19 protein-coding genes are annotated in these 13,134 nt (G+C 42.0%); 5 read left to right on the top strand and 14 right to left on the bottom strand.

Annotated elements, in window-relative coordinates:
• Window positions 1–9: 9 nt before the first annotated feature.
• Complete coding sequence (locus tag P5G49_RS05255; protein ID WP_301242434.1) at window positions 10–951, bottom strand: TAXI family TRAP transporter solute-binding subunit; 942 nt, start codon at window positions 949–951, stop codon at window positions 10–12.
• 201 nt (window positions 952–1,152) lie between these two features.
• Window positions 1,153–1,698, bottom strand: a complete 546-nt coding sequence (locus P5G49_RS05250) for a phosphatidylglycerophosphatase A family protein (RefSeq protein ID WP_301242433.1) — start codon at window positions 1,696–1,698, stop codon at window positions 1,153–1,155.
• Window positions 1,699–1,873: 175 nt separating this feature from the next.
• Between P5G49_RS05250 and P5G49_RS05245 the strand changes: the two genes are divergently transcribed.
• From P5G49_RS05245 to P5G49_RS05235, 3 genes are all read left to right on the top strand, one after another.
• Window positions 1,874–2,599 carry an alpha/beta hydrolase gene (locus tag P5G49_RS05245; protein WP_301242432.1) on the top strand — a complete coding sequence of 242 codons (726 nt, stop codon included), beginning with the start codon at window positions 1,874–1,876 and terminating at the stop codon, window positions 2,597–2,599.
• 87 nt (window positions 2,600–2,686) lie between these two features.
• Complete coding sequence (locus P5G49_RS05240) at window positions 2,687–3,202, top strand: YjcG family protein (RefSeq protein ID WP_301242431.1); 516 nt, start codon at window positions 2,687–2,689, stop codon at window positions 3,200–3,202.
• Between the two features lie 3 nt (window positions 3,203–3,205).
• Window positions 3,206–3,640, top strand: a complete 435-nt coding sequence (locus P5G49_RS05235) for a GNAT family N-acetyltransferase (protein WP_301242430.1) — start codon at window positions 3,206–3,208, stop codon at window positions 3,638–3,640.
• A 254-nt stretch (window positions 3,641–3,894) separates the two neighbouring features.
• Here the strand turns inward: P5G49_RS05235 and P5G49_RS05230 are convergent, their stop codons facing one another.
• The 7 genes from P5G49_RS05230 to P5G49_RS05200 form a co-directional block, all read right to left on the bottom strand.
• Window positions 3,895–4,101, bottom strand: coding sequence for a hypothetical protein (locus tag P5G49_RS05230; protein ID WP_301242429.1), 207 nt, complete (start codon window positions 4,099–4,101; stop codon window positions 3,895–3,897).
• Window positions 4,102–4,331: 230 nt separating this feature from the next.
• On the bottom strand, window positions 4,332–4,580 hold the full coding sequence (locus P5G49_RS05225) for a stage VI sporulation protein F (protein ID WP_301242428.1): 249 nt from the start codon (window positions 4,578–4,580) through the stop codon (window positions 4,332–4,334).
• A 17-nt stretch (window positions 4,581–4,597) separates the two neighbouring features.
• A complete protein-coding gene (locus P5G49_RS05220) occupies window positions 4,598–4,732 on the bottom strand; it encodes a YjcZ family sporulation protein (RefSeq protein WP_301242427.1) in 135 nt (44 codons plus the stop codon).
• Window positions 4,733–4,806: 74 nt separating this feature from the next.
• Complete coding sequence (gene spoVAE / locus P5G49_RS05215) at window positions 4,807–5,160, bottom strand: stage V sporulation protein AE (protein WP_435877190.1); 354 nt, start codon at window positions 5,158–5,160, stop codon at window positions 4,807–4,809.
• Between the two features lie 18 nt (window positions 5,161–5,178).
• Window positions 5,179–6,180, bottom strand: coding sequence for a beta-ketoacyl-[acyl-carrier-protein] synthase family protein (locus P5G49_RS05210; protein WP_301242425.1), 1,002 nt, complete (start codon window positions 6,178–6,180; stop codon window positions 5,179–5,181).
• Window positions 6,174–6,629 (bottom strand): stage V sporulation protein AC, encoded by a 456-nt coding sequence (gene spoVAC, locus P5G49_RS05205; protein ID WP_301242424.1) that lies wholly within the window; start codon window positions 6,627–6,629, stop codon window positions 6,174–6,176. The genes P5G49_RS05210 and spoVAC overlap by 7 nt, the downstream gene beginning before the upstream one ends.
• Complete coding sequence (locus tag P5G49_RS05200; protein ID WP_301242423.1) at window positions 6,629–7,030, bottom strand: hypothetical protein; 402 nt, start codon at window positions 7,028–7,030, stop codon at window positions 6,629–6,631. The genes spoVAC and P5G49_RS05200 overlap by 1 nt, the downstream gene beginning before the upstream one ends.
• 117 nt (window positions 7,031–7,147) lie before the next feature.
• On the opposite strand from P5G49_RS05200, the gene P5G49_RS05195 reads away from it, so the two are divergent.
• Complete coding sequence (locus P5G49_RS05195) at window positions 7,148–7,711, top strand: CotY/CotZ family spore coat protein (RefSeq protein WP_301242422.1); 564 nt, start codon at window positions 7,148–7,150, stop codon at window positions 7,709–7,711.
• A 252-nt stretch (window positions 7,712–7,963) separates the two neighbouring features.
• On the opposite strand, the gene P5G49_RS05190 is transcribed toward P5G49_RS05195, so the two are convergent.
• Both P5G49_RS05190 and mgtE read right to left on the bottom strand, forming a co-directional pair.
• A complete protein-coding gene (locus tag P5G49_RS05190) occupies window positions 7,964–8,302 on the bottom strand; it encodes a hypothetical protein (RefSeq protein ID WP_301242421.1) in 339 nt (112 codons plus the stop codon).
• A 110-nt stretch (window positions 8,303–8,412) separates the two neighbouring features.
• The gene (gene mgtE / locus P5G49_RS05185) at window positions 8,413–9,789 is read right to left on the bottom strand and encodes a magnesium transporter (protein ID WP_301242420.1); all 1,377 of its coding nucleotides are present in this window, start codon (window positions 9,787–9,789) and stop codon (window positions 8,413–8,415) included.
• A gap of 90 nt (window positions 9,790–9,879) precedes the next feature.
• Here mgtE and prpE point away from each other — a divergent pair, with 90 nt between their 5' ends.
• Entirely contained in the window at window positions 9,880–10,617 is a 738-nt protein-coding gene (prpE, locus tag P5G49_RS05180; protein ID WP_301242419.1) for a bis(5'-nucleosyl)-tetraphosphatase PrpE, read from the top strand.
• On the opposite strand, the gene P5G49_RS05175 is transcribed toward prpE, so the two are convergent.
• The 3 genes from P5G49_RS05175 to yjbM are packed head-to-tail and all read right to left on the bottom strand — an operon-like array spanning window position 10,601 to window position 12,988.
• Window positions 10,601–11,506, bottom strand: coding sequence for an RluA family pseudouridine synthase (locus tag P5G49_RS05175; protein WP_301242417.1), 906 nt, complete (start codon window positions 11,504–11,506; stop codon window positions 10,601–10,603). The genes prpE and P5G49_RS05175 overlap by 17 nt on opposite strands.
• A 7-nt stretch (window positions 11,507–11,513) precedes the next feature.
• Window positions 11,514–12,314 carry an NAD kinase gene (locus P5G49_RS05170; RefSeq protein ID WP_301242580.1) on the bottom strand — a complete coding sequence of 267 codons (801 nt, stop codon included), beginning with the start codon at window positions 12,312–12,314 and terminating at the stop codon, window positions 11,514–11,516.
• Window positions 12,314–12,988 (bottom strand): GTP diphosphokinase, encoded by a 675-nt coding sequence (yjbM, locus tag P5G49_RS05165; protein WP_301242416.1) that lies wholly within the window; start codon window positions 12,986–12,988, stop codon window positions 12,314–12,316. The genes P5G49_RS05170 and yjbM overlap by 1 nt, the downstream gene beginning before the upstream one ends.
• Window positions 12,989–13,134: the final 146 nt, after the last annotated feature.

Below are 13,134 nucleotides of genomic sequence, written 5' to 3'. Positions count from 1 at the left end.
TTGATTCAATTATTTGTGTTCGTCAAAGTACTTTTGAGCACCTGGGTGTACCGGAATACCGATACCGTCAAGACCAGTTTCAACCTTGATCAACGCAGCTTTTGGATGCGTCAATTTAGATGCGTTGTCATAAATCGATTTTGTGATTTTATAAGCCACGTCTTCTGGAATATCATTTTGAATTACTAACATTGCACCAACTGATACTGTAGGTGTGTCATTAGCAATACCATAAGTTCCTGCTGGGATAACTTCTTTTGCATAGTAACCATATTTTGCGATCAATTCGTCAGCTTTGGCATCTTCAACTGGAACGATAAATACTTTTGCTGTTGCGTTCAACCCTTCAACAGCAGCTGTTGGAGTACCAGCAGTGATGAATGCTGCATCGATTTGCCCAGCTTGCAAACTCTCTGTGGACTCGCCGAAGTCCAAATCTTGAGCTTGGATATCTTTCATAGACAAACCATGGATTTCAAGAAGCTGTTCAGCATTCGCATAAGTTCCTGAACCTGGCGCTCCTACAGATACCTTTTTACCTTTCAAGTCAGCAAATGACTTGATGCCGCTCTTTTCAAGAGTTACCAATTGAACTGTTTCCGGGTATAGGAAACCGATTGCTGAAACCGTGTCGATGATTTCGCCGTCAAACATCATTTCACCTTTAGACGCATAATAAGCGATATCCGTCTGCACGAAAGCAAGTTCAGCTTTTCCGTCCTTAAGGGCAGTCATGTTTGCTGCAGATGCTTGTGAAACTTCAGCTGTTGTTTTAATACCAGTATCCTTGCCGATGTTTTCTGCAAGCGCCCCCCCAAGTGCGTAATAAGTACCTTGCGTACCGCCTGTCAAAATACTTAGATATTCAATGTCTTTTTTACCACATGCTGATAGAAGTAGCAATGTAAGCACTGACATCAATGCAAGAATGCGACCTACTCTTTTATTCATACAATCTCTCTCCCTTTTTGTATTCTTATAGTTTTGCAACTTAACACCTATTCTATCACAACTAATCATTCGCTTGTCAACGTTTCTTGTGAATAATCTGCAAATCGCAAGCGTTTTCATTCTGAATTAATTAAGAAAAGGAAGATGATAAACAACTGTATCATCTTCCTTGGATGCCCACTATTAACTATTCTTCTTATTTTATTTTTCTTTTTCGTCAAAGTATGTTATTCCAGCTTCATCCAAATCCCTTTTTCTGTGTGCCAATCTCGATGCGGCACATGATGCGATGCTCGCTACAAGGTCATCTAAAAATGTATGGACGCCAATTCCTTTTTTCGTATCGAGGTCATTAATAATGCCGATCTTATTTTTATCCAAATGACCGAAAGTTGTAACGGCTATGGAACCGTACGTGAACACTGCACCTAATGCGATCGTTTCGTCCACACCGAAAAGTCCTTCATCCGAATCAACAATCTGTTGTAGAGGAGCTGATAATTTCCCTTGCTCAGCTAATTCATCCAATTCGATTCCCACAAGGATTGCATGTTGCAGTTCCCTTTTACGGAGCACTCTTTCGACGGAATCTACACATTCTGCAAGGTCAAGACCTTCATTATAAGGAACTTGCATTTCATATACAATCTTAGCCACGTCTTCAAGCGTGACACCTCGCCGGAGTAAAGCATCCTTAGTTGCTTTCGTGACAACGTCGCTATGAACTATATTTTTACCTGTGAACATTTATCATTGCCTCCTTATTTTTAGTCCGTGCTTATCACGTATAATATGACCGCTTCCAAACGAATGATTATTCAGCATGTCTATACCCCCAACCTAATAAGCTGTCTATGGATTATACCTGTAGGGTACCATATGATACAATCTTGATACATAAACAACAAGGGAGGACATACCGATGGAATATGGAAAAATAGAAGAGGTCAGCTTTTACAGTAATGCACTTGGTGAGGAAATGCAGCTTCTCATCCATTTACCACATCAGTATTCACCACTTTATAAGTATTCAGTTCTCTTTGCCTCGGATGGCAAAGATTATTTTCAATACGGCAGAATCGGACGCGTGGCAGATGAATTGGTCAACGATGGCGAAATTGATAATATGATTGTCGTCGGAATACCTTATAAGAGCGTTAAAGAACGAAGAAGAATGTATCATCCAAATGGTGATCGCCACAAAGAGTATATCCGTTTCCTTGCACATGAGCTTGTTCCCTACATTGATGAAAACTACCCTACATACCAAGTCGGTGCAGGTAGAGGGTTGATCGGAGATTCTCTGGCAGCGACAATTTCACTTCTTACAGCTTTGAAATATCCAAATTGCTTCGGGAAGGTAATTCTTCATTCACCTTATGTGGATGATTATGTCCTTGAACAGGTGGAGGCTTTGGAAGATCCGTCCGCGTTTTCCATCTATCACGTAATTGGCAAAGAGGAAACGGAAGTTAAAACGACAGAGGATGGGGTTCAAGATTTTCTTACGCCAAATAGAAAGTTAAATAATTTAATCAAAAGAAGAGGGTTTTCGTACTTCTATGAAGAATTCATAGGGGACCATACATGGAAGTATTGGCAAAAGGACGTTAGACGTGCTATAAAAAATTCCTTTCAATACGAATGATTCCAATTTAGGCAATGTGTCGGCGATTCTGTTATAATTGAGGATATGAAGTAGTGTATTAAAACATTATACAAGGAGGTCACAAGGATGAAATATGGTGTAGTCGCATTTCCATCAAAGAAACTCCAAGATTTGGCAAATGGTTACAGGAAACGGTATGACCCACATTATGCGCGTATCACTCCACACATGACTGTGAAGGGCGTATTTGAAGCTGACGATAAGGAAATTGAGCAAGTGGCTTTAGCAATCCGAGAGGTTGCAAAAAAGCATAGCCCCTTCGAGTTAAATGTAGCAAAAGTAAGCACGTTTGCGCCTATTACAAATACGATTTTCTTCAAGGTAACACCGAATGAGGATATACTTGCACTCCATAAAGATCTGAATGAAGACTTCTTTGGCGAAAAGCCAGAATTCTCCTTCGTCCCACATATTACTATCGCTCAAAAACTCACTTCGGGTGAACACGACGACATAATTGGTCAAATTAAGATGGTTGGAATCGATCATACAGAAATTATCGATCGTATCCATCTCCTCTATCAACTTGAAGACGGATCTTGGACAGTTTATGAAACTTTCCGTCTTGATGAGGAAAGTTGAAGATTGATTGAGGTTAAGATTGCCCGATCTGATCATGATCGGGCAGCAGCGTATGACGTTCGGAAAAAGGTGTTTGTGGAAGAGCAAGGAGTGCCCCTCGGTCTTGAAATGGATGAATTCGATCAATCGGCCGATCATTTCGTCATCTATGATGATGAACGACCGATTGGTGCAGGGCGCATTAGAGAAATTGATAGTGGTATTGGAAAAGTCGAGAGAGTTTGCATATTAAAGGAATTACGTGGCAAGCATCTTGGTAATCTAATCATGCGTGAACTCGAAAAACATGCAAAGTCCACTAACATGAAGAAAATTATTTTGAACGCACAGTCTTATGCAGTACCTTTCTATGAGAAGCTTGGCTATATTGTCACTTCTCCTGAATTCATGGATGCGGATATCCCCCATCGTGCTATGGAAAAGGATATTAGTAACTAAGTATACACAAGGAAAAACCGCTTCAGTCCGTGTTGACTGAAGCGGTTTTTCATATTGCAATGGGACGGTTGAGAAGTTATTGGTCACTTGGCGCGAGTTATCGGTCACTTTTTGAGAGTTATCGATCACTTCTCGCAAGTTATCGGTCAATCGGTTCGAGTTATCGGTCACTTTCAATGAGTTATCGTCGTTTCATTACTTTAGACCTACCGATATATCGAAGACTACTAACCCTTTCAAGGTTCACTTTTCCTTTATACGTATTTATTCACCATAAGTCCTTTCCCTTCCAGACTCGCGATTACTTCTTGCTGGAGATGGCTTTGGAATCTATTCATTAATTCGGGATTCAAACTTACTTTTTGAGTGCGATTGATATAAGCAAAATTGTTCTGTCCAGCATTCATACGATTTGCATATATTTCGGATTGAATTGGTTGAATTGGCAGTTGATAACCCATTTCCTCACTCCTTTTATACTCTATAACCGTTCTCTTATTATATGAAACAATTGTTTTTGTATGTATTTGAAAAAGGGCGGCGTAAACGCCACCCTCTCATTTTTGGTATCATCCGGCTTCAGGTGGCAGCTGCTCGGGTCGCTTCAGGTTTGAAAGTAAAGGCAAAGAACGCCTTTATTTCAAACCTTCCACCGCCTGTCGCAGCTAAACGCCACCTTCAGCACTTGGTATTACCCCATCATTCGTTGGATGTCGTTGAAGTTTACGGAGTTCCCATTGTTGACGATTGATTTTACTAATTCGTCTTCCATATGTTGTGGGACATTTTTGTTTGCAAGCCTGCCGACTTTTTTTACGATTTTACGGACTTGCCGTTCGTCGCTGAAGTCTGCATATTGGATAGCATTTGCTAATGCAAAAACTTCTTCCATTGGAACGCCAGTTTTGGCTTCGATTTTCTTAAAAAACGAGTCATTCATACTCTTTTACCTCCCCCTTAGCAAAAGCTGCTGCCAACAATGATTAGCAAGATGAAGAGAACTACAATTAAAACAAAAGTGGAACCGCCATAATAGCCTCTTCCTCCGCCATACCCTCCGCCATAACCGTAAGGATAGCATCCACCAAACATAAAAATCCCTCCTTCCCTTCCATCTATCCTATGCAGATAGCGGAGAGAAGAAGGGGGCGTTTGCACAATCATTTTTAAATATTGCCCTTCGGTTTAAAAATAAATGATGCGATGAATCCAAAAAGGATGGCTGCACTAATACCCGAACTCGTCACTTCGAACATCCCAGTCAAGACACCGATAAGCCCGTGTTTCTCGGCTTCAGCAAGCGCTCCATGTGTCAATGCGTTACCGAATGATGTGATCGGAATCGTGGCACCTGTCCCAGCAAAGTCGATTAGCGGTTCATAAAGACCAAATCCGTCTAAGATAGATCCCGCTACAACTAATGTACATAGTGTATGTGCCGGGGTCATTTTTGCCACATCAAACATCAGTTGGCCAATAACGCATATTAAACCGCCGACGATAAAGGAGGTAATGAATATCGAGAACAAATAAACCACTCATTTCATCGTTAATTCGACCGCGTGCGCGATGCACGGTATCGTATCTCCTTGCTGATAGGATAAAGGAGATAAAAGTGCCCCTGTCGCAATAAGGAGAACCCTCTTGTATTCCTTTTCCATCATCTTCTTATAAATTTCGGAAAAATAAATAGATGCAGAACATCCCGCACCGCTTGCCCCTGCCTTAAATTCCGGAAGACCACCGTAGTATTCCTCACCCGCATCACTGAAATTCTGGAAATCTTTAATTCCTTGATTGCCGACCATCTTTTTAAAAATCGAAAAGCCGACTTTACTTAAATCCCCCGTCATGATCAGATCATAGTCGCTTGCTGAAGCATTATGACCTGACAAGTGTCGCATCAACGTATCTGCTGCAGCAGGCGCCATCGCTGCACCCATATTCAACGGATCTGTCATTCCCATATCCACGGCTTTTCCAAACGTCCCTCGTTCAATACATGGTACACCTTCCTGGTAAGGGGTTATCGCCGCTGCACCGGCTGCTGTTACTGTCCACTGGGAAGTATCCCCCTTCTGTGTGCCATATTCAATCGGATATCGAAATTGCCTTTCGATTGCATTGTGCTGGCTTGACGAACCTGCAACAGCAAGTTTTGACATGCCCGACTCCGTTAGTAAAGCCGCCAACAATATGGAAGATACAGAAGTTGCACATGCCGAGAAAAGTCCAATATACGGAATACCGACAGTCGTTGCACTAAAATTGGATGGCGTCATTTGATTGACAAGATCCCCCGCCAATAAAAAATCCGCATCACTTGGTACTTTATCGACCTTACTTAATGCAATCATAATGGCATCTTCCATCAATTTTGCATGTCCCTGTTCATTCGTCTTCATTCCGCATCGTTCATCATCGAACATCTTATCAAAGTTGACATGAAACGGACTTTTCTTCTCTAACGGCCCGGCTGTCACACCAGTTGCTGCAATGGACGGGGTTGAGGGAAATGTTAATAAACCTTTCATCACCATGATACGACTCCTAACTTCACAAGGATCGTCTTAACAAGAGCAACTAAGAAAGCTGAAAAGACACCGTAGAGAATAACGGATCCCGCAAGCTTAAATATATTTCCACCGACACCAAGTACATATCCCTCTGATTTATGTTCAATTGCCGCTGACACAACAGCGTTACCGAATCCAGTTATCGGTACTGAAGCTCCCGCTCCGCCCAATTGACCGATTTTCTTATATAATCCAAAACCCGTCAGAAGCATGGAGATGAAAATCATCGTTGCGACTGTCGGATTGCTTGCCGTTCTCTCTGTAAAATTAAAGAAGGTCATATAGAAAAGAGCGATGAATTGGGCAATTAGACAGATGGTACCACCAACTAAGAATGCTTTGATGACATTTTTAAGTATCGGCGGTTTCGGAGTAATGCTTTGCTCCAGTTTCGCATATTTTTTTTCATCCATTATGTCTCTTCCTCCGTTAGAGAAATCAGTTCGTGAATCTTTTTCTTTGTCCCTTTTTCATCGCCTTTTAAGATTAGTTTATTCGTTTCCGTTAAAATCTTACTGTCCGCGGATACCAATACCGCAAGATCGGGGTAGCTCTTTGTTAACTTCTTTTCCAGTTCTTTTGCAATCTTTCTCTTTTTGAACCTATCAAAGGTTTTCACTCGGATTCCAACAATTAGATGATCTTCATAAAACAGAGCTGAAGCCCCTTTTATCCGATCGTCTTTCTTGATTAACTCCTTCGCTTTCTCCGAGTCCTCCCCTGATTTATTTTCAAAAGTGAATTCGTTTGGAATACACCCCGAAAGAAGAAGAATTATGCAAAATATGGGCAGTAATCGACGAATCGTCATCATCCCCTTTTTTAAAAGTATGGCATTGATCTTGTTTTTTATTCATTACGGGTTGTTTGCCCTGACCGTAAACCTTGAAAAGCATAATGTATAAGGAGTTGAGAAAAGGAGGTGGAATGAATGGGATGTGGAAGAAATGAAGATGTCAGATCTGATAACAATCGCCACAACAGTTGTATTTGTGAAGTAGTTCGTGCCATCAAGCGCGTACAAGGGATTCGTGACGAAATTGACTGTGACGATTGTAGAACTGACTGTTTCCTGACTCCGCTCGGTAGCCTTGTTAGCCCAGCGCGACAAAGAGCCAATACGCGTGTATTCATGCTTTTGGACGAAAAAGGTAATCCATTCAAAGCAATGTTCAGGAGAGCCAGACGGTTCTCTGAAGCTGAAGCAACAGCAACGGCCTCCGAACAAGGTCGAAGGGACTGTAATACATGTTTCTCCGTCTTCTTTAGAGTGCAAAACGTTTTTGATAACTGCTGCGCTACTTTACAAGTACTTGAACCTCGTGATATCCGAGGCAGGAGAGTCGACTTATTCAAAGGCGGCAAGCTTGACCTTGACGCAGTTTGCGAAGTCGAAAGATTCGAAGCAACTGGTACTTGCGTAACCGTAGACTTATCTTGCTTCTGTGCTGTTCAGTGTGTTAAGGACGTTCATATTGATTGCGACGAAGACTGAAGATACAACCTGTGATGCTAACTCAGCCCGATCCAAAAGATCGGGCTTTTTCTATGCAAAAGCGTAGGGCGTCTGCTTAGAGGCGACAGGCATAAGGCGAAGATGCGGCGTGGCGCTTTTTGCCACAGAGCAGCTTTGACTTATGACCCGAGGCTCTGGCGCCCGAAGCTGGATGATAACACGCAAATAAAGTAAAACAGGACTATTCCGGAAAGTCAATTTTCACTGACATTCCGAACAGTCCTGTTTTACTTAATCTCTCTCAAACGACTGACCTCTCCATAACACATCTTCAATCTTCCCGATTTCTATCTTCGTTACTACCTCATCATCCTGGTCAATCCATAACAAATCATCTTCAATTCTTTGAATGGCACCTTTCACACTCTTACCTTCGACCATAAACTGTAAAGGTTTGTACGCAGACCTTTGAAACGGTCCACTTAAATATTGAATTTTAGTAAGGATGTTGGGGTCGGCAACTTTCAGTTCCATCTGACGAGAAGATGCAACTTCAATTATTTCCTTAACTACTTCTTCATTCAGGACAAATACCGATGTACTTTCTTCTTCAATAACCTTCTTCTTCAAATAAACCGGCGGCGGCCCCTGCACAAATATCAACGGATCTTTGTAGGAAATGTTGATTACCCCCTTTTTCCGTAGTATATGCGCCTAAGAACAATGAAGTTCTTTTCGGTCTAATTAAGGCTGCTAATGAACGTAGTCGCCAAACCAAGGTAAATAATAATACTGATCACGTCATTCAACGTAGTGATGAACGGTCCTGACGCAACAGCAGGGTCTATCTTCATCCGATGCATGAATAGCGGTATGAAGGAGCCTGAAATTGTAGCGACAAAAATCGACACTAAAATAGCAGCACCAACCAATAACGCGATGATAAACTCATGCTTCCAGATGAAAATGAGTCCGACAACAAAAATTGCACAGACTATACCTGTAATGAGACCTGTTCCCGCTTCACGTAATAAAAGCTTGAACTTGCTCTCATCCTCAATATCACGGGTAGCAATCCCTCGGACAGCAACCGCCAACGCCTGAGTACCACTGTTACCCGCCGTTCCGGCAATTAACGGGATAAAGGCCGCTAAAAGAGCGACTTGCGAAATCGTATCGGTGAATAAATCGATCAAATTGGCAGTCAACATACCAAGGATCAAAAGGATGATCAACCAAGGAATTCGTTTCTTTGCTGCGGACAGGGAATTTTTATCGAAAGAATCCATATTCGAAACGGCCGCAAGTTTAGAATAGTCATCTGATGCCTCTTCATTGATGACGTCAATAATATCGTCGACTGTAATAATTCCAAGCATATGATGTTGAAAATCAACAACTGGTACTGCAAGAAAGTTGTAATCCTGCGTCATCCTGGCGACGTCTTCCTGGTCAGCCGATACCAAGACGCTAACAACACGCTCATTCATAATTGATTGGATTAATGTGTCTTCGTCAGCGATGATAAGATCACGGAGTGAGACAACCCCTGTTAGACGATTATCTTCATCGACAACGAATACATAATAGATTGTTTCTGCGGATGGGGCTTCATTTTTTAATATTGTCATCGCAGAGCGTACAGTGGAGTTTTGAGGAATTGAGACGTACTCCGTGGTCATTATTGAACCAGCAGTGTATTCCTCATAATGTAAGAGCGATTTAATTTCTGAAGCCGCTGCTTTATTCATTAACGTCAAATAAGTCGCAATTTGTGATTTATCAAGTTCTTTCAGGACATCTACCGCATTATCGACAAACATGTATGAAATCATGTCCGCTGCATATGTCGTGTCCATCTCCTGAAGGAACTGCTTATATTCATTTTCGTCGATTTCACTCGTCTCAAAAATTTCGGCCAACTCTTTTGGTGAAAGGAAGAAGTACATTGTCTTCCTTAGACCGACGTCAACCTTTTCATAGAAAATGGCACGATCATATGGGTGAAGGATTAAGTATTCCTCACGAAAGGTTTTAATATCCTGCCTTTCAAGGGCTTCAATCAATTTCTCTTCATCGATGATGATTTCTTCACGCACTTCTTCATTAACAGTCATGGCTGCACCTTCCTTTCCATCCCGACATGCATGTTTGTATCCATTCAAGGTAAAATAACTAAAAACGATTGATTAAAAGGAGATTTGTTGATGAAACTGGATATTATTGGGGACATCCACGGTTGCTACGACGAATTGCTCATGCTTATAAACAAACTTGGCTACACATTTGAAGCCGATTTACCCGTTCATAAGGAAAGGCAACTTGCATTCGTTGGTGATGCGATGGATCGTGGTCCCTCATCTGTTAAAACACTTAAGTTGATGTTCAAATTACAGGATAAACAGAGACTTATCTATTCCCCTGGGAATCACTGCAATAAACTATACCGCTTATCGATAGGGAGAAATGTTCAGCAGACACATGGTTTGGAAACAACGATGGCTGAATTGAATGCTCTTCCCCCTAAAGAAAAACATCGTTTTTTGAATAGATACAAACGATTTTACGAGGCTCTTCCTTTATATGCAAATTTAGCTAACGGGAATCTCATTATCGCACACGCAGGAATCCGTGAACAGATGATAGGAGAACCCTTTTCAAAAAAAATACAGTCCTTTGTTCTTTATGGTGATACTACAGGTGAAACACTTCCAGATGGACGACCTGTAAGAAGGGATTGGGCAAAGAAATACCATGGAGATGCATGGATTGTTTATGGCCATACACCGGTTCTCGAGGCAAGATTCAAGCACCGAACCGTCAATGTAGATACGGGTTGTGTGTTTGGAGGTAAGCTGACCGCCATTCGTTATCCAGAAATGGAAGTAGTTTCGGTCCCGTCTTTACAGCCGTTCGTTCCGGAAAAGTTCACTCATTTTGACTGATCAACATAGCTAGGTCAGCGGGAAGTTCACTAGTGAATAGATGTCGGTTTCCCGATAGCGGATGCCGGAAACCGATCGATGCACAATGTAACGCCTGTCTGTTGAGAAGATGGCGTGAACCACCATACAAATCATCTCCGACAAGCGGATGCCCAAGCCATTGAAGATGAACGCGGATCTGATGCGTCCGGCCGGTATGAAGTTCAAGGGAAACTGCAGTGTATTTTGAACCATTCAGTTCATAATGTCCAAGAACTTTGCCGACCGTTTTGGAGTATTGACCGTCTGAACGGACAATCCTTTCGATAATGCTCCCATCTTTCCGCCCGATAGGTTGCTCGATTTCAAAGGCACCCATTGAAATATGACCTTCTGCAAATGCGACATAATTTCGATAGAATCCAGTCTCGCGTATCTGTTCACTCAAAAGATGATGGATATGACGATTTTTGGCTACACATATAAGGCCTGATGTATCAGTATCCAATCTTGTTACAATATGCACTGTTGAAGGGACTTTCTCTTCCATGAATTTACCTGCAATATAATTTGCAATTGTTCCGGCTGGATGGTCACGGGACGGGATAGTCCCTTGTCCTGCCGGCTTATCCACGATAATAATCGCTTCATCTTCATATAGAATAGTTAGCGTTCCCGATTCTAAAACAAGTCCATCGCTTGGCATTTCTCTCGGGAACTGAACCGTTACCGTGTCCCCTACTTCTACTATATGCCGAACAGTTTGCTCCGTACCGTTCACTAATAATTGACCACCGTCATACTTCACGGCAGTTAATGTTCGTTTGGAAATCCCTTTCGCGTGCAGGAATTCTCTTAATAGATTTTTCTCTTCCACAATAAAGTTTAAAGTAAACCGATTATCACTCATTGTTTCATCACTCTTCACTTGCTATAAATGAATCATGGACCCTTGTCCAAAATGGGAAAGGACGAAATCTACCAAATCTCACTTTCTCATCCGCAACCTTATATTCTATTGATTTAACGTCTTTATGCAATAACTGCAAATGATCAATAGTAACCATAAAATCCGGTCCATTTACCGGAGTCAATACACACGAATGATGTGCCGGCAAAATTAACGGGGAACCAACTGTTCTAAATACCCGATTATTAATGGAGGCCATTTCGGTTAGTTGTATAGCATCCAATGATGGATGGATGATTGCCCCGCCAAGTGCTTTATTATATGCAGTAGATCCGGAAGGTGTAGACATGCATAAACCATCCCCTCGGAATCTTTCAAAAAGCACACCGTTCAGTTCAACGTCCATTACCAGAGTCACCTCGGGGGATTTGACTGTCGATTCATTCAACGCGAGGTATTTGGCTTCCTGATCTGTATTACGATAGGTAATGGTCACTTCTAATAATGGGTACTCGATCACATTGTATTCTTTACGTGCAATCGACAAGACCAATTTTTCCATTTCGGACGGCTTCCAATCAGCGTAAAAACCAAGATGCCCTGTATGAATGCCTATGAATGCCGTATCTTTCAGTCGATGGATATATTTATGAAAGGCATGAAGCAAAGTCCCATCTCCGCCAACCGATAAGACAATATCAGGTGAATCTTCATCGAAAACAAGTCCAAAGTCTGTTAAGTACTCGACAGCTTCATCCCGTAATCGGTTTGAAAGTGAATCATTCCTAGTCTGAACCGCAAATTTCATCATCGCCCACTCCCCCTCCTCCGTTTTTCACCATATCCTCTGTCTGCTGTTTCTTTATATGCAGTAAAGTATTGTTGTGCATCATGTATTTCATCACGGATGAGCGACATCTCCTCATCGAGTCTGAAAGCCGCCTCCGCGGCGCGTTCAAGACGATGCCTGATTTCATGAGGCAATTCACCCTGGTATTTGTAATTCAGGGAATGCTCGATCGATGCCCAAAAATTCATCGCCAATGTCCTGATTTGAATTTCTGCCAAAATTGTCTTTTCACCGTGAATCGTCTGTACAGGATATTCGATAATCATATGGAATGATCTGTACCCGCTCGGTTTTTTATTCGATATATAATCTCTTTCCTCTACAACATTCATATCGGTGCGCTTTCGCAATGTATCGACTACTTTCCCAATATCATCCACGAACTGACACATGATCCGAAGTCCTGCAAGATCAGGCAATTCTTCTGCTAACTCTGCCGAAGGTTTGAATGGAATTCCTTTTTCGAGGGTTTTATCATAGATGCTTGCTAAAGGTTTCACACGCCCCGTCACAAACTCCACCGGCATATGTACACCTTCAAGCTCATATTGTGTCCGTAACCCTTTCAGTTTCACTTTAAGTTCCGAAACTGCTTGTTTATACGGCTCAAGAAATTGCTTCCATTCCTTCATCAGTAGCCCTCCCGACTTGTTATTGATGCCTTTATAGTCTACCATATGAATGGCTTTGATGCAGTTTGTAACATGCGTTTTAGTGCAGGACTTGATATACTGAATGTATATGGACTTCTGTTCGCATCAAAGAAGGGGTGCCACTT

Origin of the sequence: Sporosarcina highlanderae (genome assembly GCF_030433715.1) — a bacterium.
In the GTDB taxonomy this organism is placed as follows: domain Bacteria; phylum Bacillota; class Bacilli; order Bacillales_A; family Planococcaceae; genus Sporosarcina; species Sporosarcina highlanderae.
This window is presented reverse-complemented; position numbering and strand designations above follow the sequence as displayed.

What these genes read in the sequence shown, in the direction of transcription:
- P5G49_RS05255 (WP_301242434.1), bottom strand. Translation starts at nt 951, where the DNA reads ATGAATAAAAGAGTAGGTCGCATTCTTGCATTGATGTCAGTGCTTACA.
- P5G49_RS05245 (WP_301242432.1), top strand. Translation starts at nt 1,874, where the DNA reads ATGGAATATGGAAAAATAGAAGAGGTCAGCTTTTACAGTAATGCACTT.
- P5G49_RS05200 (WP_301242423.1), bottom strand. Translation starts at nt 7,030, where the DNA reads ATGATGACGATTCGTCGATTACTGCCCATATTTTGCATAATTCTTCTT.
- P5G49_RS05240 (WP_301242431.1), top strand. Translation starts at nt 2,687, where the DNA reads ATGAAATATGGTGTAGTCGCATTTCCATCAAAGAAACTCCAAGATTTG.
- yjbM (WP_301242416.1), bottom strand. Translation starts at nt 12,988, where the DNA reads ATGAAGGAATGGAAGCAATTTCTTGAGCCGTATAAACAAGCAGTTTCG.
- P5G49_RS05195 (WP_301242422.1), top strand. Translation starts at nt 7,148, where the DNA reads ATGGGATGTGGAAGAAATGAAGATGTCAGATCTGATAACAATCGCCAC.
- P5G49_RS05230 (WP_301242429.1), bottom strand. Translation starts at nt 4,101, where the DNA reads ATGGGTTATCAACTGCCAATTCAACCAATTCAATCCGAAATATATGCA.
- mgtE (WP_301242420.1), bottom strand. Translation starts at nt 9,789, where the DNA reads ATGACTGTTAATGAAGAAGTGCGTGAAGAAATCATCATCGATGAAGAG.
- P5G49_RS05210 (WP_301242425.1), bottom strand. Translation starts at nt 6,180, where the DNA reads ATGGTGATGAAAGGTTTATTAACATTTCCCTCAACCCCGTCCATTGCA.
- P5G49_RS05250 (WP_301242433.1), bottom strand. Translation starts at nt 1,698, where the DNA reads ATGTTCACAGGTAAAAATATAGTTCATAGCGACGTTGTCACGAAAGCA.
- P5G49_RS05220 (WP_301242427.1), bottom strand. Translation starts at nt 4,732, where the DNA reads ATGTTTGGTGGATGCTATCCTTACGGTTATGGCGGAGGGTATGGCGGA.
- spoVAC (WP_301242424.1), bottom strand. Translation starts at nt 6,629, where the DNA reads ATGGATGAAAAAAAATATGCGAAACTGGAGCAAAGCATTACTCCGAAA.
- P5G49_RS05225 (WP_301242428.1), bottom strand. Translation starts at nt 4,580, where the DNA reads ATGAATGACTCGTTTTTTAAGAAAATCGAAGCCAAAACTGGCGTTCCA.
- P5G49_RS05175 (WP_301242417.1), bottom strand. Translation starts at nt 11,506, where the DNA reads ATGAGTGATAATCGGTTTACTTTAAACTTTATTGTGGAAGAGAAAAAT.
- prpE (WP_301242419.1), top strand. Translation starts at nt 9,880, where the DNA reads ATGAAACTGGATATTATTGGGGACATCCACGGTTGCTACGACGAATTG.
- P5G49_RS05170 (WP_301242580.1), bottom strand. Translation starts at nt 12,314, where the DNA reads ATGAAATTTGCGGTTCAGACTAGGAATGATTCACTTTCAAACCGATTA.